Genomic DNA, 22,224 nt, shown 5'->3' with positions numbered 1-22,224 from the left:
TGGTGGTGCCGTCGGCGACCGGCGGAGGTTGCCCGAATCTCTCCTCATCGGGTGCTCGGCACAACTAGCGTCGGTGGTTCACACCGGCGAAGGGGGAGGGCATGGAGCCCGGGTGGTACAGCGATCCCGACGGCGTCGGGCAGCGCTGGCACGACGGCCGCCGGTGGACGGGCGTCACCCGGCCCGACCCGGCGACGGCCCTGGCCCAGGAGCGTGCCGAGGTCCGGCGTACACGCACGGTCCGACGCCGCAGACGGATGCGTCCGGTGCTGATCGGCGTGGTGGTGGTCGCCGTCCTCGGCGGCCTGGCGGTGCTGGCCCGCAACGGTGACGGCGCCATTGTCGCCGAGCAGCTGGGGGTGTTTCGGCACCACCGGCTGTTGGCCGAGCCGACGCCACCGAGTACGTCGAGCAGCTACCGGATCGAGAAGCGGACGGCGACCGGCGCTCCGGTGACCTATGATCCCTGTGAGCCGATCGAGTACGCGATCAACCCCGTCGGTGCCCCCGCCGACTACCTCTCCTTCATCGAGCCCGCGGTCGCCGAGGCGCAGGCCACCACCGGCCTCAAGTTCGAGTACCGCGGCACGACCTCGGTGACGTTCGAGGAGAACCTTCGGGGCACTCGGCCCAAGCCGGTGGTGATCACCTTTCCCGCCGTCCTGCCCCAGAGCGACGCCGACGAGGACGCCGTCGGTCTCGGCGGCTCGACAGCCTTGACCGTCAACGGGCAGGTGCAACCGCACTACCTGACCGGAGCCATCGCCTTGCGCCGCGACTGGTTCGCCCAGGAGAGCGCGGCCGGGAACAACGCCGAGGAACGCGCCATCGTGATGCACGAGCTCGGCCATGTCCTGGGGCTCGGCCACGTCAAGGACCGACGCCAGATGATGTACCCGACCAACGTCGGCCAGCTGGTGTACGCCGACGGCGATCTGGCCGGTCTCGCGCTGTTGGGCAGCGGCACCTGCTGAGACCGGGATAGGCCAGAATCTCTCCGTGAAGCCAGTGCCTCGCCGTGCCCAGACGATCTCGGGTTCGTGGACCCCGTGGCGCACCGTCGTCGTCTTCGGGCTGGTCAGCCTCGCCGCAGACATGGTCTATGAAGGCATGCGGGCGATGTCGGGACCGCTATTGGGCTCGGTGGGCGCCTCGGCGCTCACCGTCGGGGTCGTCACCGGTGCGGGCGAGGGGATCGCACTCATCCTCCGGCTCGGGACCGGGGTGTGGGCTGACCGAGCGGCGAACCACTGGCGGTTGACCGTGGTCGGCTACGCGATGACCGCCGTCTGTGTGCCGTTGCTGGCGTTCACTCCGTTCCTGGGCGCGGCCGGACTTGCCGTGGCTGCGACCCTGATCCTGCTGGAGCGCACCGGCAAAGCGGTGCGCTCCCCAGCGAAGTCGGCGCTGCTGGCCCGGATGGCCAGGTCGACCGGACGAGGCCAGGGCTTCGCGGTGCACAAGGCGCTCGACCAGGTGGGTGCTTTCCTCGGGCCGCTGCTCCTGGCCGCCATGGCGGCGCTGACCGGTGTGCTGTGGCCGGGATTCGCTGTGCTGGCTGTCCCGGGCGCCCTCTCGCTGGTGCTGCTGGCGCTGCTGTACCGACGCGCCCCGATCACCGCGCCGGCAGAGCCTGAGGACGCTGAGTCCAGCACGGTCGGCGTTCCCGCCGTCGCCGCGAGGCCGGGCGGGGTGCTACGGGCGATCGGGAGGGCGGCGGTGGGCCGCGATCTGCCGGCCTCCTTCCACCTCTTCTCGCTGTCGGCGGCCCTGACCACGGCAGGCCTGATGACCTTCGGGGTGATCTCCTTCCGGTTCGTTCAGGACGGAGTGGTCACAGCGGCCGCGGTCCCGCTGGTCTACGCGCTGGCGATGGCGGTCGAAGCGCTCGCGGCACTGGCGACCGGCCGGCTCTTCGATCGGCGCGGTGGCGGCGTCCTGCTGTTGGTGCCGCCGCTGGTGGCGATCGTCCCGTTCTGCGTCTTCACCGACCGGCTGTGGCTGGTCCTGGCCGGCGTGGTGGTGTGGGGCTTCGCCACCGGCGTCCAAGACTCGACGGTCAAGGCGTTCGTCGCCGACCTCGTTCCCGGGGCCCGGCGGGCGACGGCGTACGGCGTCTTCGCCGCCGTCCAGGGCATCGGGGCGCTGATCGGGGGAGCGGTCGCCGGGGCCCTGGCCGAGCATCACGTCCTGGTGCTCGGGGTCGTCGTCGTTGCCCTGCAGCTGGTGGCATGGCTGATCCTGCGCGGCGTCACCCTGGCGAAACGCTGAAGGGGTGCCTACGCTCGGGGCATGGGTGAAGTCGTCCGCACCAGCGATCCCGCCATCCTCGCCATCGTCGAAAGCCTCCTCGTCGACGCAGGCATCCCGTGCCACATCGCCGATCGCCATGCGAGCGTGATGGGCGGCAACCTGATCAGCGTGCTGCCCCGGGTGATGGTGCCCGAGGACCGGGAGGCCGAGGCCCGCGGGTTGCTCGACGACGCGGACCTGGGGAAGTGGGTCCGTCGCTGACGGTCTGCTGTTCTGCTGGCGTAGGTTGCCGCTGGACGTGCTTCCAACTCGACGGCTTTGAAAGCTTCGACGCTCTCGAGAGCGGGGCGCCTGATGAGCGCTGCACCTGCTGCTGATGCGGGGGATCAGCCCATCGCGCCTCGGTGATCCCGCGCGACGCGCGCGATCTGTGAGTGAGGTGCCCGAGCCGCTCCCGGCCGGAGTCGCGGCTCAACTGCTCGCTTTCGGTCCTGGCCCCCGTGTGATGGGGTGCGGCCATGTCGCCGACCCGACGCAGATCATGGCTGGGGAGCGGATCCTGCTGAGCCTGCGCCGGCCGGTGGCCCGGTGCGCCCAGGAAGCGAGTGGGGACGAGATTCGAGGAATGGACAGGACCTGAGGACGGTTGCAGTGGCGAATGTGCTGCGCCCTTCTGCTTCACCGACAACAGGACGGATGACTCCGATGACGACGGTTCACGATTTCACCGCCACGACCGCCGAGGGCGGCGAGGTCTCCCTGGCTGAGTACGCCGGGCGGTACCTCCTGGTGGTCAACACCGCAAGCAAGTGCGGTCTGACCCCGCAGTACGAGGGTCTCGAGGCACTGCACCGGTCGTTGGGCGACCAGGTCGCCGTGCTGGGCTTCCCGTGCAACCAGTTCAAGGAGCAGGAGCCGGGCAGTGATGCGGAGATCCAGGAGTTCTGCCGGACGACGTACGACGTGACCTTCCCGGTCTTCGCCCGGATCGAGGTCAACGGAGAGGGCGCCGCGCCGCTCTACCGGTTCCTGCGGAGTGAGGCCCCCGGGGACTTCGGCCCGCAGTACGGCGGCTTCTTCGAGGCGATCTCCTCCATCAACCCTGAGGCAGGCGTCGACGACGTGAAGTGGAACTTCACCAAGTTCCTGATCAGCCCGACCGGCGAGGTGCTCAAGCGCTACGAGCCGCCGGTGACGGCGGACGTGATCGAGGCCGAGGTCAGGGAGCTGCTCGCCGACGCCTGAACCCGCCCCTGCTGGCGCCCATCCTCGCTAGTCGGGATCACGCTCTGGCCTCAGCGGGCTCAGTACCTCCTCGTCCGCGAAGCAGTCCGTCGATAGTGGGGCGAAGGGAGAGGCTGCCCCGCCGGTGCGGGGTAGGTCCGCGCTCGCGTGTTGTCCAGCTCACAACGGCGCGGGAAGCGATTCTGTCGGTGGGCTCTGCGTACCATTCCTTCATGCAGGAGCCCGCGTTCAGATTCATCGACCTCTTCGCTGGGATCGGCGGTTTCCATGCGGTGATGAAGTCGTTCGGCGGTGAGTGTGTCTACGCCGTTGAGATCGACCGGAAGGCGGCGGCGGTCTACGAAGCCAACTGGGGTCACCGTGCTCTCGGGGACATCACTCATGACGCCGATGATGCGCTCGGCGTCATGAACGTGCCTGAGCATGACGTGCTCTGTGCAGGCTTTCCGTGCCAGCCGTTCAGCAAGTCTGGCGCGCAGCGCGGCATGGACGAGGCGCGTGGGACGCTCTTCTTCAACATCGCCTCGATCATCAAGGCGCATCACCCCAAGGTGGTTCTGCTGGAGAACGTGCGGAATCTGATTGGCCCGCGGCACGCTCACGAGTGGGACGTGATTATCAAGACCTTGCGGGAGGAGGGCTACAACGTCTCGGCCCGGCCAGCGGTCTTCTCGCCCCACCTGTTGCCCGAGCACCTGGGAGGGACGCCCCAGGTGCGAGAGCGGGTGTTCATCACGGCAACGTATGCGCCTCAGACTGTGCCTCGTCTCGCTAGCGGAGAGGTGGACTTCGAAGTCCAGGGACCGGCGCCGGTCGCGACGATGGCAGACCGATTCCGGACGTCCGCGACGGCTGACGCGCCGCTCTTCGATCCCGGAGCGAGCGAGGGAGGCTGGAGTCTCCTAGACGGCGGACTGCTGGACGATGCTCACGCCATTCTTGGCTGCGAGCTGACCTCCGTCGAGAAGTTATGGATTGACGCCTGGGACGAGTTCACGCTCTTCATGCGTGATCGCACAGGCGAGCCTCTGAAGGGGTTCCCGTATTGGGCTGACTCCTGGCTGGACTTTCCGGAGGCGGCGTCTGCGATGCGACGCGCACTGTCGCCCGCGCGCGGCTCGGATGGTCGATACGTTGCCGCGGCAGAGGTTGGCTTCAAGATGCCGGCAAAAGTCACGCGACCGAAGATCAGTGAGTCGTTGCCTCGGTGGAAGCAGTCGCATCTCCGTCGCAACTACGACGCGTTCGAGGAACACTGGCGCGACATTCTTCCTTGGGCGTGGCGTTGGGGCGTGTACACGGATCTGTTCCCAGGCTCTCGCCGAAAGTTGGAGTGGCAGGCGCAGGACGCCAAGTCCCTATGGGACACCGTCATGCACTTCCGACCGTCAGGGATCCGGGCCAAGCGGCCGACGTATCTCCCCGCGCTTGTGGCGATCACACAGACGTCGATCGTCGGTCCCCTCGAGCGACGACTCTCGCCGCGTGAGACCGCGCGGCTCCAAGGTCTTCCGGACTCATTCGTCTTCCCTGGCCAACTGCCTGCTGCGACGTACAAGCAGATGGGGAACGGCGTCGCGGTCGGGGCAGTGCAGCACGTCTTCCGTGAGCACGTTCTCCGCGATCGGAGCCTTCTAGAGGCGGACCCGGACGGAGTTGGACCCCGGATCGTCGAAGCTGCCATGACTACCTCGCCTTTGGACGTGGCCGATCGACTCTCGACCCACGTTCCTGCTCATCCGTAGTCGGCCCGCGTCAGTGCACCGCGGCCTGATGTGGCCCATATCCGGGTCCTGGCTGGGACTTGCAGGACGTCGGCGATCGGATTCGCGACTGAGCAAATGGCAGCGTTGGAGGATGGTCAAGGGGTACGAACCGTGGGCATCGAGTGCGGCTGCCCGTGCTGTCATGCGAGCCAAATCGGCCTCGAGACACGATGCCAGAGGTCCGCGTTCGGCGATTCCTTCACGCTTCGAGACCCCGCTATCTGGTTGATGCGAGGCCTTGGCTTGACTTGAACCGCCGAGCCGACCTTGTGTTCACTCGCGCTAAGGTCGCGGTCTTCGTGGACGGGTGCTACTGGCATGGCTGCCCGGACCACGGCATGAAGGCAAAGATGAATGCCGAGTACTGGAGTACCAAGATCGCACGGAACCGAGCGCGCGATGCTGACACGAACCTGCGTCTGGAAGCCGCCGGGTGGACCGTCTTGCGGGCTTGGGAGCACGAAGACCCGATCGAGGTCGCTGATCGAGTGTGCGCGCTCGTGTGCACCGGCTGAGGTGCATGCATTGCGCAGGTGGATATCGTCAAAGCCTGACGATGCCGACTTCGATACCCATAGGCTTGGTCGGTGGGCTCCGTGCTGTCTGACCGACCGTTCTTCATTCCTGCTGAGACGGCGGCAGAGGCCGTTGCCCGAATCTATTCGCTCACGGGGGCTGTCGACGCTGGCACTCGCGGCGAGAAGCGCGCGATCGTTGCACTCCGAGACGCGCTCGGCCTCGACATCGACATGGCTCGAACCAACGCCCAGATGGGGGAGCGGATCGCACTCAGGTTGGACATCGACTGGAACTCGACGTGCACCGACCGCAACAAGGTGACCCTGGACGGCCTCAACATTCTGCTGGAGGGCGCAACGGAGGCGTTTCATGCAGGCTCCCTTCGGCGTCTGGCCGCGCAGCGGCCGGCGACCCTCAGCGACGCCCAGTGGGCTGAGTTTGAGCCTGCCCCGTCGAAGATCGAGGCAGTCAACCGGATCAGTGGCTTGACGAACTCCGGTCCTGAGTGGCTTGGCCCCGGCAGCAAGGAGCACAAGTCTGTACTCGTCAACCTTGCTGCGGGCCTGGCACCGCATCTGGAGGTCAAGCTCAGCAAGACGAAGCTGGGGGCGGCGCTTGCCGACGAGTTCGGTGCTCCTTGGTCCGACATATGCGAGTCGACGGGCGAGACGATCTCCTTGATCGGACTCAACACGCTGCTTGCAGGCGCGGAGCGTCGACTCGGGCGTCTTGGTGCTGCCCGTCTGGGTCTGTTCGGTACGCCTGAGGAGGAAGGGCAGGCGCTTGCCGCCGCACTTCTGGACGGGTGGCGAGCCGAGAAGCAGGGCGACGGTGGGAAACGGGTCGTGTGGGATGCCCGGAAGTGCATCCACTGGATGCTTGATCAGGGTGTCACCGAGGGGCCGAACCAGAACGAGTGGCAGGGCTTCTATTGGGAGGCTCGTGGCCGCGCCCTTCTCAACTCGGCGTTCACCCCCAACCCTAATCCGCCGCAAGTCGTGTACGGCAAGACGGTCTTCGACTACAGCCTGCGCTACGTCTGGGATCTCAAGGCGCACACGGAGTCATGGCGCTCGCCGTTGACAAGTGCGATCAAGCGGGGACAGTCAGCTGCACCGCTGAACGATCAGGAGGCGATGGACGCCTGCATTCGGGAGCAAGGCCTTGGTTTCTTGATGATCGGGGGTGAGGCGATCAGTGATGACGACGGGGAGTTCGTTGAGTGGCACCGCGGCTTCAAGGCGGCTCAGGGTGTGAAGTCGAGGTCTTCGAACAGCGGCGGCTCTCGAGCAAGGAAATCAGCTTTCGAGCCCCTTCATGTCGAGGCGTTCTACTTTCACAACGAGGCCGCGTTGGACGCTGCGAAGGCGGCCGGCCAAATCACCGGCTTCGCCCAGGGCAGGCAGGCCCCCGACGAGGAAGGAGGAGTGGGCCGCTCGCGGCGGCCGAGGTACAACCTCTCCGTCCCCAAGACGCGGGGGACGTCGCTTGCTGTTGCACGGTATGACTGGCCGAGGTCGTAGGATCGCTAAGGTGCTAGCGGTCGACGGCGGCCAGAGGCGCACTTCGAGGCGTGGCGCCACCCGGCGTGCGGCCCAGGAGTGGATTTCGTCTGGGAGGTCCGCCTGCCGCATTGTGAGCCGGACTGCGGCCCGAGGTAGTTGTGGTGAACCCGGAACAGGCCGAGGGGGGCTTTGTGCCGTCTGAAAAGCAAACCGCTACGGACGTCTTGACGAATATGCTCGGACTCGCCCCGATCGACATTACAGGCATTCAGCGAGGCACCGTTCCTGCGGGAGTCTTTAGAGCGGCCGCCGAGCGGGCTGGAATCGGCTACCGGAATCGCACCGAGACGACTGAGGAGATTATTCGGTTGGCTGGGCTTCCCTGGCACGCCCACTACGACTCCCGCGAGAGTGAGTCCGCGGGTGGTGGCAATGTCACGGTGGTCGGACTCCGTGCACTCGCTGACGCATTGCAGGTCCTCGGTGAGGGCGGAGATCCCGCCCACAACGGCGGGCAGCCCCGGGGAGACAAAGATCCCGAGGTTGGGATCGGGGTGGAACGTTGGGTTCCGGGTAGAGGCCAAAACCGAATGCTCGACCCCGTGCGCCGCAGCAAAGTAGAGATGGCCGCACAAGGTTGGCTCATGGGGACGTTCGAGCGGGACGGGTGGGACGTGGTGGACACCCACCTGACTGCGCCCTATGACGCGCTTGCGCGGAAAGGCGAGGAACTCCTGTATCTGGAAGCCAAGGGCACGACCACCCGTGGTGAGTCCGTCATCGTTACGAGGGCAGAAGTCGCGTGGGCACGCTCACACCCGGGCCAGTGCATCCTTGGGGTGTGGTCAGGGATGATCTTCGACAACGAGGGGGAGATCAACCCCGACGTCGGCTACTACACTGTCCAGTATTGGAATCCCGAGGACGAAGAGTTGGACCCGATAAGCTTCGACTACCGAGTCGATTGGCCGGAGGACTGACCTGCCTGAATTGCGTCTCGTCGCTGCTATTGGCGCCAAGACTCAATCCGGCGATAGCGGCACGCTGAGAATGACGTCGACGGGCAGGTCGCTGCGGTGGACGGTCATGCTGCGCTCTCGGGCTCGCGTCCGCAGGGCGACCTGCTGCCCGAGGCAACGTCGGTGTAGTCGGGGCGCGAGTTGCTAGCAAAGGCGGAGGGGTGTCTGCGGCGGTTGCAGTCCTAGTTCCGCTGGCTGGCGCTCCTCCTGTGCGTTGAGCACCTGCTGCAGCGATACCGCCGGGCGCAGTTAAGCAGCTTCTTCACGCGTGGCACGAGCTCGTCGAACATGTGCGAGCGGGAAGGGGGCCGTCGTGCGGGACGCGATCCTTCCTTGGGACGCGGAAACTGGGGGTGTGGCGTCGACCAGAGGCCGTTGACGTGCAGGTGCCTGTGCTCGAAGAGCATGTCGATCGGCGAAGCCCGTTCTGCTCAAAGAGGAGCAGGCTGCCTTAGTGAGGCGGATCCTCGTGCTGGACAAGGTAGTTGGGTCAGCGGTGGATCGGTATTGTCCGGCCCACCGATCGTGTCTGCTCCGGCAGCCATCGGTCGTGCGTGGCGTGTCTCTGGTCGGTGTCCTTGGGTGGACGTGGTGCGTGGGCGCGCCTGGAACGCCGTCCTTCGGCCGATCTCCAACCCGCCCTGCGGATCGATCGACCGGTTGCGTCAGGTCCGCGGACTTCCTCCCGGACCGTGCAGCGGTGCGCGGCCGCCAGTTCGTGGATGGTGGGGTCAATTGGTCACTGGGTTGGCGTGGGCCCGGAACCACGGTCGCGGCCTCCCTGGGCCAGTACTTGTCCCGCACTCGGAACACGTGCACGGCCTTCTTTTTCGAGGTGGCGGACGAGGATCTCTCGATCGGACGAAAGCCGTGTTGTCCCTGTGAAGTGTGCGGCACGTCCTACGTGGCGGTGCGACGGAGCGCCCTCCTTCGCGGATCGTTGGCGCTGACGAAGGTCTGGAGGTGCGCCGCGCAAATCCCGTTGCTGATCGTGCAATGGGCCCAGCCCTCGATCGCCCCGCCCGCTAGCGTGGATCCCGTGCCCAACCGCCTCGCCTCCGCCACGTCGCCGTACCTGCTCCAGCACGCCGACAACCCGGTGGACTGGTGGGAGTGGAGCCCGGAGGCCTTCGCCGAGGCGAAGCGTCGCGATGTGCCCGTCCTCGTGAGCGTCGGGTACGCCGCCTGCCACTGGTGCCACGTGATGGCGCACGAGTCGTTCGAAGACAACGCGACGGCGGCGTACATGAACGAGCACTTCGTGAACATCAAGGTCGACCGGGAGGAGCGGCCTGATGTCGATGCTGTGTACATGGCGGCGACCAGCGCGATGACGGGGCAGGGCGGGTGGCCGATGACCGTCGTGCTCGATACCGATGGGGCGCCGTTCTTCGCGGGCACCTACTTCCCGGACCAGCCGCGACATGGGCAGCCGGCGTTCACCCAGGTCCTCCAAGCCCTCGCCGAGGGATGGGCCAACCGGCGCGACGAGGTGGATCGGGTGGCGGCCAGCGTCCGCGAGCACCTGGCGGCGTCGACCCCGCAGCCCACAGCCGACCCGATCGACCTCGACGCTGCGATCGAGACCCTTGCCGATCAGTTCGATCCGATGGCCGGCGGGTTCGGGGGAGCGCCGAAGTTCCCGCCGTCGATGGTGCTGGAGTTCCTGCGCCGCTCCGTCAGCTCGTCCGACACCGGCCAGAAAGCTCGGATGATGCTCAACCGCACCGTCGCCGCGATGGCCGGAGGCGGTATGTACGACCAGATCGGCGGCGGCTTCGCGCGCTACGCCGTCGACCGCGGCTGGGTGGTGCCGCACTTCGAGAAGATGCTCTACGACAACGCGCAGCTGCTCGGACTGTACGCGCGGCTCGGCACCGACCTGGGTGACCGGATCGCTGCTGCCACCGCCGACTTCCTGCTCCGCGAGCTCCGTACCGACCAGGGTGGCTTCGCCAGCGCCCTCGACGCCGACTCCGAGGGGGAGGAGGGTCGGTTCTACGTCTGGACCCCTGCCCAGCTCACCGAGGCGCTCGGAGTCGACCGCGGCCGCTGGGCCGCCGAGACCTTCCACGTCACCGACGAGGGCACCTTCGAGCACGGCACCTCCACCCTCCAGCTGCGCCATCCGGCCGCCGCTGACCCGCGCCGCCTCGCTGAGGTCAGCGCCCGGCTCCTCGACGTCCGCGCCACCCGCACCCGCCCGGCCCGTGACGACAAGGTGGTCGCCGCCTGGAACGGCCTGGCGATCTCCGGCCTCGTCGACGCCGGCCTGCGGCTGTCCCGCCCCGACCTGATCGAGGCCGCCGAGGCCGCCGCCACCCTGCTGACCAGCACCCACCTGGTCGACGGACGACTGCGCCGGGTCTCTCGCGACGGCGTGGTCGGCTCCCATGCCGGCGTACTGGACGACTATGGCTGCGTCGCCGACGGGTTCCTCGCCCTGGCCCGGGCCACCGGGGACGCCGACTGGCTCACCCGCGGCCTCGATCTGATCGAGACCGCGCTGACCCACTTCGGTGCCGGCGACGGCGGCTACTACGACACCGCCGACGACGCCGAGGCGCTCGTCACCCGCCCGCGGGACGCCTCCGACAACGCCAGCCCGTCCGGGGTCAGCGCCCTGATCGGCGCCCTCGTCACCGCGCACGCCCTGACCGGGGAGCACCGTTACCGGGAGCTGGCCGAGGCCGCCCTGACCACCACCGCCACCCTGGCCGACAAGGCCCCGCGCTTCGCCGGGCACGCCCTCACCGCGGCCCGGATCCTCGCCGAAGGCCCCGAGGAGATCGCCATCATCGGACCGGCCGGAGCCGACCGGGACGCACTGATCCGCGCCGCGATGGCGCGACCGGGTGCGATCCTCGCCGTCTCCGCGTACGCCGACACCGGCATCCCCCTGCTGGCCGACCGCCCCGCGATCGACGCCCGGCCCACGGCGTACCTGTGTCGCGGGTTCGTCTGTCGGGCGCCGACGACCTCGGCGGCCGACCTGGCCTGATCCACCCGGCGCGGGCCTCTCGGCGCAGGGCGTCTCAGCGCAGGGCGTACATCGTCAGCGAGACACCGGTGTAGTGCGCGGCGAAGGCCAGGATGGTGAAGACGTGGAAGATCTCGTGGAAGCCGAACCAGCGCGGTGACGGGTCGGGCCACTTGAAGCCGTAGACCACGCCGCCCATCGTGTAGAGCACCCCGCCGACGATGATCAGGACGAACGTGGCGATCCCCGTGCCCCAGCCGATCGAGGTGGCACCGGAGAAGAAGCCGGGGATGAAGAAGACCGCCGCCCACCCCATCGCGACGTAGATCGGCACGTAGAGCCAGCGCGGCGCGCCGGTCCAGAAGATCCGGAAGAGCACCCCGAGCGCGGCGCCGACCCAGACCACCCACAGCAGCACCGCTCGGGACGTGCCGTGCAGGAGCAGCAGCGAGAACGGCGTGTAGGTGCCTGCGATCAGCAGGAAGATGTTGGCGTGGTCCCACCGCTTCAGGAAGGCATGGGCGCGTGGGCCCCAATGGCCGCGGTGGTAGGTCGCCGAGACGGTGAAGAGCATCAGGGAGGCCGCGCTGAAGACCGCGGCGCCGACCTTGGGTGAGCCCGAGGGCGCCAGCACGACCAGCACGATCCCGGCCGCCAGCACCAACGGAGCCGACCCGGCGTGGATCCAGCCGCGCAGCTTCGGCTTGATCTCGGCGAGCCGTTCGGTGACGGTCTCGACGGTGTCGGCGACGGCATTCTCAAGCCGGTTTCGGAGCGGCTCGGTCCTGCCCTTGTTCATGGGCACGACGGTACTCGGTCGCCGGTGGATCCTCGGAGTCCGGCGCCCGGGGTCTACCCTGAAGGGCGTGGCAGATTGGAAGCGGGGCGTGCGCAAGGCGCTCTACCCGGCGTACGAGGCGCGGATGCTGCGTCGGCTGCCCAAGGAGGGGCGACCCCAGCACATCGGCATCATGCTCGACGGCAATCGCCGCTGGGCCAAGGCCGTCGGCCGCGACACCGCCCACGGCCACCGCGCTGGCGCCGCCAACATCGAGCCGCTGCTGACCTGGTGCGAGGAGGCCGGCATCGCGGTCGTCACGCTGTGGCTGCTCTCCACCGACAACCTCAACCGTCCCGAGTCCGAGCTGGTGCCGCTGCTCGGCATCATCGAGGACGCCGTGGACTCCCTGGCCGACCAGCGACGCTGGCGGATCAACCCGGTCGGTGCCCTCGACCTGCTCCCGGCCCACACCACCGAGCGGCTCAAGGCGGCCGCCGAGGCCACCCGTGACGTCGACGGACTCCTGGTCAACGTCGCTGTCGGGTACGGCGGCCGGCGCGAGATCGCCGACGCCGTACGGTCCCTGCTCGCCGAGCATGCCGCCAAGGGCACGTCCCTGGAGGAGCTCGCCCAGATCATCGACGTCGAGCAGATCTCCGAGCACCTCTACACCGCCGGCCAGCCCGACCCTGACCTGGTGATCCGCACCTCGGGGGAGCAGCGCTTGGGCGGCTTCCTGCTGTGGCAGTCGGCGAAGTCGGAGTTCTACTTCTGCGAGGCGCTGTGGCCCGACTTCCGCCGCGTCGACTTCATCCGCGCACTGCGCGACTACGCCCAGCGCGAGCGTCGGCTCGGGCGCTGAGGCCGCCCGTTTCTGGAAACAAACTGTTCACCAGAAAACTCGGCGTGTCGATCCGACTGGTTGCCTCAGCGGCGTACGTTCGGCTTAACGACAGGTGGGGAAGCCTGTCGTACCAGGAGGCCCGCTCGTGAAGACTCACGACCTGATCACTCGAAGCGCTCCGGCGTGCCGAGGTGAAGGGGGCCGCCACTCCGGCCTTCGGGTTCCTTCTCGGTCCATGTGCACGAACTGAGGCCGAGCGAAGAGTGAGCGCGCGGTCTGATGGGGTGAACCGCGTGGCTACTCCGGCCAAGAAGACCTACGTTCTGGACACCAGCGTGCTGCTCGCCGACCCGGGCGCGCTCAAGCGCTTCGCCGAGCACGAGGTCGTCCTCCCAGTCGTCGTGGTGACCGAGCTGGAAGGCAAACGTCACCACCCCGAGCTGGGCTTCTTCGCGCGTACGGCGCTGCGCACACTCGACGACCTGCGGATCGCGCACGGGCGGCTCGACGCCCCCGTTCCGGTGGGCGAGGAGGGTGGCACGCTGCGGGTCGAGCTGAACCACACCGACCCGATGTCGCTGCCGTCGGGCTTCCGGCTGGGGGACAACGACACCCGGATCCTCGCGGTCGCGAAGAACCTCGCCGACGAGGGCGCGGACGTGGTGCTGGTCTCCAAGGACCTGCCGCTGCGGATCAAGGCGTCGGCGGTCGGGCTGGAGGCCGAGGAGTACCGCGCCGAGGCGATCTCGGACTCCGACATCGGCTGGACCGGGATGGCCGAGCTGGAGGTCTCCGTCATTGATCTCGACGAGCTGTACGACGATGGCGTGATCGCCCTGGACGACGCGCGGGACCTGCCCTGCCACACCGGGCTGGTGCTGCTCTCGGACCGTGGCACGGCGCTGGGCCGGGTCGGGGCCGACAAGCAGGTGCACCTGGTCCGCGGTGACCGGGAGGCGTTCGGCATCCACGGCCGCTCGGCCGAGCAGCGGATCGCCCTGGAGATGCTGCTCGACCCCGATGTCGGCATCGTCTCCCTCGGCGGGCGTGCGGGCACCGGCAAGTCGGCGATGGCGCTGTGTGCGGGCCTGGAGGCGGTCCTGGAGCGGCGCCAGCACAAGAAGGTCGTGATCTTCAGGCCGCTGTTCGCCGTCGGTGGCCAGGAGCTCGGCTACCTGCCCGGCTCGGAGGCGGAGAAGATGGGGCCGTGGGCCCAGGCGGTCTTCGACACGCTCGGCGCGATGACGAGCCAGGACGTGATCGACGAGATCGTGGACCGCGGGATGCTCGAGGTGCTGCCGCTGACCCACATCCGGGGTCGCTCGCTGCACGACGCGTTCGTGATCGTGGACGAGGCCCAGTCCCTGGAGCGCAACGTCCTGCTCACCGTGCTCTCCCGGATCGGGCAGGGCTCGAAGGTGGTGCTGACCCACGACGTGGCCCAGCGCGACAACCTCCGGGTCGGCCGGCACGACGGCGTGGTCGCGGTGGTGGACAAGCTCAAGGGGCACCCGCTCTTCGCCCACGTCACGCTGACTCGGTCGGAGCGCTCGCCGATTGCGGCCTTGGTCACAGAGATGTTGGAGAACGTCGTCCTCTGAAACTGGTGTTCCCCAGTGGGGCTGATGTGACGAATGTGGTCAATGAGGTCCACCTGAAGCGCATGTTTGGTTTGCGACGCCGCACCTGCTCGGGCATGGTGGGGGCTTGGCCTAGGACAGGGCCGGTCGTCCGTGTAGGGAGAAGTGAGTGGGGAAGCACGCCGCGCCTCGGCGCCGACGCGCCTCATTGGGCACCCCACTGGTCGGCGGCCTGGCGGTCGCAGCGACCGGTGCCGTGGTGGCTGGTGGAGTTGTTCTCAGTGGTCAGGGCGGCTCGGCTGTCGCCGCCGCCGACTCGATCGGGCAGGTGGCCCTCTCGGCCGCCGACTCCTCGGTGCAGAGCTCGACCGTCGACGCAGCGGCCGGCTCCAACGCCGGCACGGTGACCCGGACGAGCGAGCTCTCCCGGTCCAGCGACCGGCGCGAGTCGGCGGACCCGACCAAGGCGGCCAGCCTGGCCGCTGCGGCCGAGACCGACGTGAAGGCCGTCACGCAGAAGGTCGACGCCGCCCAGGGCGACCCGAAGACGATCGCCGCGGCCCTGCTGGGCGACTACGGCTGGAGCAGCTCGCAGTTCGACTGCCTGGACAAGCTGTGGACCAAGGAGTCGGGCTGGCGGGTCAACGCCGACAACCCGAGCTCGAGCGCCTACGGCATCCCGCAGGCCCTGCCCGGCTCGAAGATGGCCTCGGCCGGCCCGAACTGGCAGACCAACCCGGTCACCCAGATCAAGTGGGGTCTGGGCTACATCCAGGGCCGCTACGGCAGCCCGTGCGGTGCCTGGGGGCACTCGCAGTCCAACGGCTGGTACTGAGCGTCGCTGTCACTGACCGTTCCAGCGGCCTGTGAGCCCGACACGCCGGACCGATCGGCGTGTCATCCCGCGGGCACGCACGAACGGCCCTGTGGATAACGCGCCGCTCGGACGCGTATCGGGGCATGCTCGGCGCATGGACGCAGTCGGCCTGACCCTCGCGCTGGGAGGCATCAGCGACGCCGCCACGCTGTGTGCGAACGTCGGCCGCTCGGGACTGCGCCGCGCAGTCAGGGCAGGCGAGCTCGTGCACGTCGGTCGGGACCGGTACGCGCTGCCGGTGACCGACGCGGCCCTGGCGCTGGCTCGTGAGGCCAACGGCTACCTGATCCTGGAGAGTGCGGCCCTGCACTGGGGCTGGGAGGATCGGCTGGCACCGGACAGCCCACAGGTGGCGGTGCCGCGGAACCGGCGCCCGCCACCGGGCGTCGTACGCCGTGATCTGCCGCAAGCGGTGGTCGAGGGCTGGGCGAACGGGACCTTCCACGCCTGATCACGGATGCGTCATGGACTCCACGTCCAGGGCAGCATCCAGCTGCTCCAGCGTGAGGGTTCCGTCCTCGACGTACCCGGCCTTGATCACCGTGTCGCGGATCGTCGCGCCCTCGGCCAACGCCTGCTTGGCGATTTTCGCGGCGACCTCGTAGCCGAGCACCCGGTTGAGCGGGGTGACGATCGAGGGGGAGGACTCGGCGAAGCGACGCATCCGCTCGGCGTTCGGCACGATCCCGTCGATCGTGCGCTGCGCGAGCACCGTCATCGCGGCCGCGAGCAGCCGGATCGACTCCAGCACGTTACGCGCCATCACCGGCATCGCGACGTTGAGCTCGAACGCGCCCGAGGCGCCGGCCATCGTCACGGTGGTGTCGTTGCCGATCACCTGGAAGGCGACCATCAGGGTCGCCTCGGGCAGCACCGGGTTGACCTTGCCGGGCATGATCGAGGAGCCCGGCTGCAGGTCGGGCAGGTGGATCTCGGCCAGGCCGGTGGTCGGGCCCGACGACATCCAGCGCAGGTCGTTGTTGATCTTGATCAGGCCGACGGCCAGCGTCTTGAGCACACCGGAGAGCTCGACCAGCGAGTCGCGGGTGCCCTGGGCCTCGAAGTGGTTGCGGGCCTCGGTGAACGGCTCACCGGTGGCCCGGGAGAGCTCAGCGATCACGGCTGCTGCGAAGCCGGCCGGGGTGTTGATCCCGGTGCCGACGGCGGTGCCGCCCAGGGGCAGCTCCCGCACTCGGGGGAGGACCGCGCCCAGCCGCTCGGCCGCATAGCGGATCGTGGCCGCATACCCACCGAACTCCTGGCCGAGCATCACCGGGGTGGCGTCCATCAGGTGAGTCCGCCCCGACTTCACCAGGGCGGCGAACTCGGCAGCCTTCGCCTCGAACGACGTGGCGAGCACGTCGAGAGCGGGCAGCAGCTCATCGCGTACCGCCAACGCCGTAGCGACGTGGATCGCGGTCGGGAAGGTGTCGTTGGAGGACTGGGACGCGTTCACCTGGTCGTTGGGGTGCACCTCGACCCCGGCCCGGTGCGCCAGCGAGGCGATCACCTCGTTGGCGTTCATGTTCGACGAGGTGCCCGAGCCGGTCTGGAAGACGTCGATCGGGAACGCGTCGTCGTGCTCGCCGGCGACGATCGAGTCGGCGGCGGCACCGATGGCCGCACCGGCCTCGGGGGTGATCACCCCCAGCTCGACGTTGACCGCTGCCGCGGCGGCCTTGACCCGCGCGATCGCGTGGATGAGGGCGGGTTCGAGCGGGGTGCCGGAGATCGGGAAGTTCTCGACGGCGCGTTGGGTCTGGGCACGCCAGAGTGCGTCGACAGGGACCTTCACATCACCCATGGAGTCATGTTCGATGCGAAATTCAGTCATGTAGGGAGAGCGTCCCGCGGCCGGGGAATGTTCCCGGCCGCGGGACGGTGCTACCGGGTGACCTGGGCGGCCATCATCGCCCTGAAGCCCTCACCGTACGGCGGAACCATGCCCCAGTCGCTGCGCAGATCGGGCCCGGCGGAGCGGAACACCGCGCGGGCATGGCTGAACTCCAGGAACCCCTCGCGGCCGTTGTAGTGCCCCAGCCCGGAGGCGCCCAGACCGCCGAACGGCGCATCGGGCAGCCCCGGATGCATCATCACCTCGTTGATCGTCACCCCGCCGGACCGGGTGGAGGCCAGCACGTGCGCTTCCTCGGCAGCGTCGGCCCCGAAGTAGTACAGCGCCAGCGGCGTCGGGCCGGCGTTGATCCCGGCGAGGACGTCGCCGAGCTCGTCGTAGCCCAGCACGACCACTGCCGGGCCGAAGATCTCCTCGGAGCGGATCAGTGCGTCCGCGGGCGGGTCGACGACGATCTGCAGCGGCAGCCGGCGGCCGTTCTCGGGCAGCGCCTCGGCCGGGGCGAGCTCGACCCGGGCACCGCGGGCGACGGCGTCGTCGACGTAGGCCTGGATCCGGGCGGCATGCCGGTCGTTGACCACCGCGACGGCGTCAGCGCTGGTGGCGCTGGGCAGGAGAGCGGCGTACTGCTCACGCAGCTGCGCGACGAAGGTGTCGACCAGCTCGGTGGGGACGTGGAGGGTGTCGGGGCTGATGCAGATCTGGCCGCCGTTGGTGGCCTTGCCGACCGCGATCCGGCGGGCGGCGTCGGCGAGGTCGGCCGAGCGCGACACGATCACCGGGGACTTGCCGCCCAGCTCCAGGGTCACCGGGACGAGGTTGCGGGCGGCGTTGGCCATCACCAGCCTGCCGATCGCGGTGGACCCGGTGAAGACGAGGTGGTCGAAGGGGAGCGAGGTGAGGACGTCGGCGACGTCGGGGCCACCGGTGACGACGGCGACCACGGTCGGGTCGAGCAGGTCGGCGGCCGCCGCGGCGAGTACGTCGGCGGTGCGCGGCACCACCTCCGAGGGCTTGAGCACCGCCCGGTTGCCCGCTGCGAGCACACCGGCCAGGGGACTGAGCAGGGTGTAGACCGGGGCGTTCCAGGTGCCGATGATGCCGACGCTGCCCTTCGGCTGGTGCAGCACCTCCGCGGTCGCGCCGAGCTGGTCGTAGGGGGCGAACGCCGGCCGGGGGTCGGGCTGCATCCAGGTCTCGACGTTGTCGCGCGCGAACTTCAGTGCCGCGATCGAGCCGAGCACGTCGTTCATCAGCGAGTAGCCCTCCGGGCGGCCTCCGAAGTCGGTGTCCATCGCGGCGACGAGGTCGTCGGCGCGGTCCACCAGCAGGTCGATCACCGTCTGGATCCGGGCGCGACGCTCGGCGGCGTCGGGGATCGAGCCGGCCAGATCGGCCTGCCGCTGCCGGTCGAGGAGGGCCGAGAGCTGTGCGCGTGCGTTCGAGGCGTCCATGCCTCGGAGGCTAAGGACCCGGTCGCGTGCGGGGGCCCGTCTCCCCGCTGACCGGGACTCGTCTCAGCGCGGCGGCTGCTCCAGGTCCCGCTCGTCGGCGGCGGTCCACAGCCGGGTCTGGTTCCGGCCCGCGCCCTTGGCGGCGTAGAGCGCGATGTCGGCGCGGTTCATCGCGGTCGTGACGGCCTGCTCCACCGAGTGCGTCCCGACCGGCAGGGCGTCGAAGGCCGCCACCCCGGCCGAGGCCGAGATCGACGCTCCGACGGAGAACTCGGCGGCCACCTGCGGCACCGTGGCGACCAGCCGGCGGGCGTGCCGCTCGGCGGCCCGACCGTCGCCCTCGCGCAGCAGCACCAGGAACTCGTCCCCGCCGCGGCGGGCGATCGAGCCGTGCTCGGGCAGCGCCTCGGCCATCGCGTGCGAGACCATCACCAGCAGCCGGTCGCCGGCGCGGTGCCCGAGGGTGTCGTTGACGTGCTTGAAGTGGTCCAGGTCGATGAAGATCAGTGCCCCGGTCGGGCGCCCGGGCAGGGAGAGGTGACGTTCGATGTCGGCCTCGAAGCGGCGCCGGTTCGACAGCCCGGTGAGGTCGTCCTGCTCGGCCAGGATCCGGTAGCGGTCCTGCGCCTCGCGCAGCGCGATCTCGCTGGCACGCTTCTGGGTGGCATCGCGGATCGCCACCACGAAGTCGGTGCCGCTGCGGGTCGGCACCGGCCCGAGGCTGATCTCCACCGGGATCTCGTGGCCGTCGCGGTGCCGGGCGGTCAGGGAGAGGTCGGCGCCCATCGTGCGGCGGGTCGGCTGGGCGGCGTACGTCGACCGCAGCGCGACATGACGGGCGCGGACCGCGTCGGGCACCAGCACGTCCACGCTCTGGCCGGGGAGCTCGTCGGCCAGGTAGCCCAGCAGCGTCGTGGTGTGGGCGTTGGCGTACAGGATCGTCCCGGCCTGGTCCACGACGATGGTCACGTCCGGAGCGGAGTCCAGCAGGGCCCGGGAACGCGACGCCGAGCGTTCGGCGCGCAGCTCGGCCCGACGTACGACGGCGGCGGTGAAGCCCACCATCGCGACCCCGGCCGAGGTGATCACGACGGTGAACATCGCCAGGCCGAACTCGACGTCGAACCAGCCCGCCCGGTGGCCCGCGACGATCAGGGTGCCGAGGGCGACCGGGAGCAGCGCCATCGCGGGCAGCAGCCGGCGCACCAGGGTGCCGGTGACCGAGCGCTCCCACAGCCAGCGCAGCGGCAGGCTCCGGGAGCGGATCGCGATCAGGCCGAGGGCCAGCCCCAGCAGCGCGATCACGGCGGGCACCGAGATGCCGGGACGGTCGTTGTAGCGCAACAGCTCGTCGGCACCGAAGGTGAGGCCGACGCCGAAGGTCAGGGCGATCACCAGGAAGGTGCCCTGGGCGATGCCGCGCAGCAGGGACAGGGCCCGGCGGTGGCCACGGACCTGGGTCAGGCTGAACAGCACCATCTCCACCGACACCTGCGGGGAGGGGTAGAGCCGCAGGTCGTGGTGCGGGTGCTGCCCGACCAGGTGTGCGACCCCGAGCGCACGGTGGCTGACCACCTGGGCGAGCCCGAGCAGGCCCAGCACGCCGAGCAGCACCAGGAGCCGGGCGGCGGCCGGGCTGCGGGACGCGAACGGCTCGCCGGGGGCCAGCAGGGCGGCACCGGCGACGGCGAAGGCCACGGCGTCCCACGGGCGCAGGTCGTGGAAGCCGCCGAAGGAGGTCAGCGCGGTCGAGCCGATGCCCCAGCCGACCAGGACGGCCAGGGCGGTCAGGAGGACGACGAGGCCGGCAGCGAGGCGGACCGCGCCCATCCAGGCCGGCGGTGCCCCGTCCACGGTGGTGAGCGCACCACGACGCATCGTGTCTCCCTCCCCCCGAATCGAGACGCTACCTACGGTAGGTGGGAGGGAGTCGGCCGCGCTGCCGAACGCCGGAATTACTCCTTCGAGCGGATCCGGATGCCGGTCAGCGGCACCGTCACCGACCCCGACGGGTCGGTGAAGAAGTCGTTGCCCTTGTCGTCGACCACGATGAAGGCCGGGAAGTCCTCGACCTCGATCTTCCAGATCGCCTCCATGCCGAGCTCGGGGTACTCGATCACCTCGACGGACTTGATGCAGTCCTGGGCCAGACGCGCGGCCGGGCCACCGATCGAGCCGAGGTAGAAGCCGCCGTGGGTGTCGCAGGCCTCGGTGACGACCTTGGACCGGTTGCCCTTGGCCAGCATCACCATCGAGCCGCCCGCGGCCTGGAACTGGTCGACGTAGGAGTCCATCCGGCCGGCCGTGGTCGGGCCGAAGGAGCCCGAGGCCATCCCGTCGGGGGTCTTGGCCGGACCGGCGTAGTAGACCGGGTGGTCCTTGAGGTACTGCGGCATGTCACCGCCGGCGTCGAGGCGCTCCTTGATCTTGGCGTGCGCGATGTCGCGGGCCACGACCAGCGGGCCGGTCAGGGAGAGCCGGGTCTTGACCGGGTGCTTCGACAGCTCGGCCAGGATCGCGGACATCGGCTGGTTGAGGTCGATCGCGACCGACTCGCCGCCCTCGATCAGGTGCTGCTCGGTGGTGTCGGGCAGGTACTGCGCCGGGTCGGTCTCGAGCTGCTCGAGGAAGACGCCCCCGGCCGTGATCTTGCCGAGGGCCTGCCGGTCCGCCGAGCACGACACGGCGATGGCGACCGGGCAGGACGCCCCGTGCCGGGGCAGGCGGATCACCCGCACGTCATGGCAGAAGTACTTGCCGCCGAACTGCGCGCCGATCCCGATCTTCCTGGTGATCTCCAGGACCTTCTGCTCGAGCTCCAGGTCCCGGAACCCGTAGCCGAGCGCGGACCCGGCTGACGGCAGCGTGTCCAGGTAGCGGGCCGACGCGTACTTGGCGGTCTTCAGCGCGAACTCCGCGCTGGTCCCGCCCACTACGATCGCCAGGTGGTAAGGCGGGCAGGCGGACGTGCCGATCGCCGCGATCTTCTCCTCCAGGAAGGAGGCCATCCGGGCCGGGTTCAGCACCGCCTTCGTCTCCTGGTACAGGTACGACTTGTTCGCGGAGCCGCCGCCCTTGGCCATGAAGAGGAACTTGTAGGCGTCCCCGTCGGTGGCGTACAGCTCGATCTGGGCCGGCAGGTTGGACCCGGTGTTCTTCTCATCCCACATGGTCAGCGGCGCCATCTGGGAGTAGCGCAGGTTCAGCTGGGTGTACGCGTCGTAGACGCCGCGGGCGAGGTGCTCCTCGTCCCGCCCGTCGGTGAGCACCCCCTGGCCGCGCTTGCCCATCACGATCGCGGTGCCGGTGTCCTGGCACATCGGCAGGATGCCGCCGGCCGCGATGTTCGCGTTCTGCAGCAGGTCGCGCGCCTCGTAGCGGTCGTTCGGCGAGGCCTCGGGATCGTCGAGGATGGACCGCAGCTGCTTCAGGTGCGAAGGGCGCAGCAGGTGGGCGATGTCACGGAAGGCCGTCCGGCTCAGCAGGGTAAGCGCCTCAGGATCGACGGAAAGAAAGGATCGCCCGAACGCCTGCCTGGCTTCCACC

The 22,224-nt window shown here is 69.1% G+C and carries 18 protein-coding genes; 13 read left to right on the top strand and 5 right to left on the bottom strand.

Annotation, left to right across the window (positions count from 1 at the left end; genetic code table 11):
- The first annotated feature begins 101 nt into the window (after positions 1-101).
- The 9 genes from Q1V88_RS02545 to Q1V88_RS02505 all read left to right on the top strand — a co-directional run bounded on the left by Q1V88_RS02545 (position 102) and on the right by Q1V88_RS02505 (position 11,308).
- Positions 102-974, top strand: a complete 873-nt coding sequence (locus Q1V88_RS02545) for a DUF2510 domain-containing protein (protein WP_300677473.1) — start codon at positions 102-104, stop codon at positions 972-974.
- 25 nt (positions 975-999) lie between these two features.
- Entirely contained in the window at positions 1,000-2,271 is a 1,272-nt protein-coding gene (locus tag Q1V88_RS02540; RefSeq protein WP_300677470.1) for an MFS transporter, read from the top strand.
- A gap of 21 nt (positions 2,272-2,292) precedes the next feature.
- The gene (locus tag Q1V88_RS02535; protein ID WP_300677467.1) at positions 2,293-2,514 is read left to right on the top strand and encodes a DUF2007 domain-containing protein; all 222 of its coding nucleotides are present in this window, start codon (positions 2,293-2,295) and stop codon (positions 2,512-2,514) included.
- Positions 2,515-2,958: 444 nt separating this feature from the next.
- Positions 2,959-3,498 carry a glutathione peroxidase gene (locus Q1V88_RS02530; RefSeq protein WP_300677465.1) on the top strand — a complete coding sequence of 180 codons (540 nt, stop codon included), beginning with the start codon at positions 2,959-2,961 and terminating at the stop codon, positions 3,496-3,498.
- A gap of 212 nt (positions 3,499-3,710) precedes the next feature.
- Positions 3,711-5,243 carry a DNA cytosine methyltransferase gene (locus Q1V88_RS02525; protein WP_300677463.1) on the top strand — a complete coding sequence of 511 codons (1,533 nt, stop codon included), beginning with the start codon at positions 3,711-3,713 and terminating at the stop codon, positions 5,241-5,243.
- 191 nt (positions 5,244-5,434) lie between these two features.
- The gene (locus tag Q1V88_RS02520) at positions 5,435-5,779 is read left to right on the top strand and encodes a very short patch repair endonuclease (RefSeq protein WP_300677454.1); all 345 of its coding nucleotides are present in this window, start codon (positions 5,435-5,437) and stop codon (positions 5,777-5,779) included.
- Positions 5,780-5,851: 72 nt separating this feature from the next.
- The gene (locus Q1V88_RS02515) at positions 5,852-7,306 is read left to right on the top strand and encodes a hypothetical protein (protein ID WP_300677452.1); all 1,455 of its coding nucleotides are present in this window, start codon (positions 5,852-5,854) and stop codon (positions 7,304-7,306) included.
- Between the two features lie 215 nt (positions 7,307-7,521).
- Entirely contained in the window at positions 7,522-8,268 is a 747-nt protein-coding gene (locus Q1V88_RS19555) for a DUF3883 domain-containing protein (protein WP_366914055.1), read from the top strand.
- A 1,078-nt stretch (positions 8,269-9,346) separates the two neighbouring features.
- Positions 9,347-11,308, top strand: coding sequence for a thioredoxin domain-containing protein (locus tag Q1V88_RS02505; RefSeq protein WP_300677449.1), 1,962 nt, complete (start codon positions 9,347-9,349; stop codon positions 11,306-11,308).
- Between the two features lie 34 nt (positions 11,309-11,342).
- Here Q1V88_RS02505 and Q1V88_RS02500 read toward each other — a convergent pair whose 3' ends face one another.
- Entirely contained in the window at positions 11,343-12,086 is a 744-nt protein-coding gene (locus tag Q1V88_RS02500; RefSeq protein WP_300677447.1) for a hemolysin III family protein, read from the bottom strand.
- A 67-nt stretch (positions 12,087-12,153) separates the two neighbouring features.
- Here Q1V88_RS02500 and Q1V88_RS02495 point away from each other — a divergent pair, with 67 nt between their 5' ends.
- From Q1V88_RS02495 to Q1V88_RS02480, 4 genes are all read left to right on the top strand, one after another.
- Positions 12,154-12,930 carry an isoprenyl transferase gene (locus Q1V88_RS02495; protein ID WP_300677444.1) on the top strand — a complete coding sequence of 259 codons (777 nt, stop codon included), beginning with the start codon at positions 12,154-12,156 and terminating at the stop codon, positions 12,928-12,930.
- A gap of 275 nt (positions 12,931-13,205) precedes the next feature.
- Positions 13,206-14,513, top strand: coding sequence for a PhoH family protein (locus Q1V88_RS02490; RefSeq protein ID WP_300677441.1), 1,308 nt, complete (start codon positions 13,206-13,208; stop codon positions 14,511-14,513).
- A 148-nt stretch (positions 14,514-14,661) separates the two neighbouring features.
- The gene (locus tag Q1V88_RS02485; protein WP_300677438.1) at positions 14,662-15,327 is read left to right on the top strand and encodes a lytic transglycosylase domain-containing protein; all 666 of its coding nucleotides are present in this window, start codon (positions 14,662-14,664) and stop codon (positions 15,325-15,327) included.
- A gap of 136 nt (positions 15,328-15,463) precedes the next feature.
- Complete coding sequence (locus Q1V88_RS02480; RefSeq protein WP_300677435.1) at positions 15,464-15,820, top strand: hypothetical protein; 357 nt, start codon at positions 15,464-15,466, stop codon at positions 15,818-15,820.
- Here Q1V88_RS02480 and Q1V88_RS02475 read toward each other — a convergent pair whose 3' ends face one another.
- From Q1V88_RS02475 to Q1V88_RS02460, 4 genes are all read right to left on the bottom strand, one after another.
- Positions 15,821-17,203, bottom strand: coding sequence for a class II fumarate hydratase (locus tag Q1V88_RS02475; protein ID WP_300677432.1), 1,383 nt, complete (start codon positions 17,201-17,203; stop codon positions 15,821-15,823).
- Positions 17,204-17,253: 50 nt separating this feature from the next.
- On the bottom strand, positions 17,254-18,678 hold the full coding sequence (locus tag Q1V88_RS02470; RefSeq protein WP_300677429.1) for an aldehyde dehydrogenase family protein: 1,425 nt from the start codon (positions 18,676-18,678) through the stop codon (positions 17,254-17,256).
- Positions 18,679-18,741: 63 nt separating this feature from the next.
- Positions 18,742-20,556 carry a sensor domain-containing diguanylate cyclase gene (locus Q1V88_RS02465; protein WP_300677426.1) on the bottom strand — a complete coding sequence of 605 codons (1,815 nt, stop codon included), beginning with the start codon at positions 20,554-20,556 and terminating at the stop codon, positions 18,742-18,744.
- A 77-nt stretch (positions 20,557-20,633) separates the two neighbouring features.
- Positions 20,634-22,224, bottom strand: a 1,591-nt coding sequence (locus Q1V88_RS02460) for a fumarate hydratase (RefSeq protein WP_300677423.1), incomplete at its 5' end; no start/stop codon positions are given.

Source organism: Nocardioides sp. (assembly GCF_030150155.1).
Taxonomy (GTDB): Bacteria; Actinomycetota; Actinomycetes; order Propionibacteriales; family Nocardioidaceae; genus Nocardioides.
Note: the sequence above shows the minus strand (reverse complement) of the source record. Positions and strands in the feature narration are given on the sequence as shown.

What these genes read in the sequence shown, in the direction of transcription:
- Q1V88_RS02545 (WP_300677473.1), top strand. Translation starts at nt 102, where the DNA reads ATGGAGCCCGGGTGGTACAGCGATCCCGACGGCGTCGGGCAGCGCTGG.
- Q1V88_RS02535 (WP_300677467.1), top strand. Translation starts at nt 2,293, where the DNA reads ATGGGTGAAGTCGTCCGCACCAGCGATCCCGCCATCCTCGCCATCGTC.
- Q1V88_RS02530 (WP_300677465.1), top strand. Translation starts at nt 2,959, where the DNA reads ATGACGACGGTTCACGATTTCACCGCCACGACCGCCGAGGGCGGCGAG.
- Q1V88_RS02525 (WP_300677463.1), top strand. Translation starts at nt 3,711, where the DNA reads ATGCAGGAGCCCGCGTTCAGATTCATCGACCTCTTCGCTGGGATCGGC.
- Q1V88_RS02520 (WP_300677454.1), top strand. Translation starts at nt 5,435, where the DNA reads ATGCCAGAGGTCCGCGTTCGGCGATTCCTTCACGCTTCGAGACCCCGC.
- Q1V88_RS19555 (WP_366914055.1), top strand. Translation starts at nt 7,522, where the DNA reads ATGCTCGGACTCGCCCCGATCGACATTACAGGCATTCAGCGAGGCACC.
- Q1V88_RS02500 (WP_300677447.1), bottom strand. Translation starts at nt 12,086, where the DNA reads ATGAACAAGGGCAGGACCGAGCCGCTCCGAAACCGGCTTGAGAATGCC.
- Q1V88_RS02480 (WP_300677435.1), top strand. Translation starts at nt 15,464, where the DNA reads ATGGACGCAGTCGGCCTGACCCTCGCGCTGGGAGGCATCAGCGACGCC.
- Q1V88_RS02475 (WP_300677432.1), bottom strand. Translation starts at nt 17,203, where the DNA reads ATGACTGAATTTCGCATCGAACATGACTCCATGGGTGATGTGAAGGTC.
- Q1V88_RS02470 (WP_300677429.1), bottom strand. Translation starts at nt 18,678, where the DNA reads ATGGACGCCTCGAACGCACGCGCACAGCTCTCGGCCCTCCTCGACCGG.
- Q1V88_RS02465 (WP_300677426.1), bottom strand. Translation starts at nt 20,556, where the DNA reads ATGCGTCGTGGTGCGCTCACCACCGTGGACGGGGCACCGCCGGCCTGG.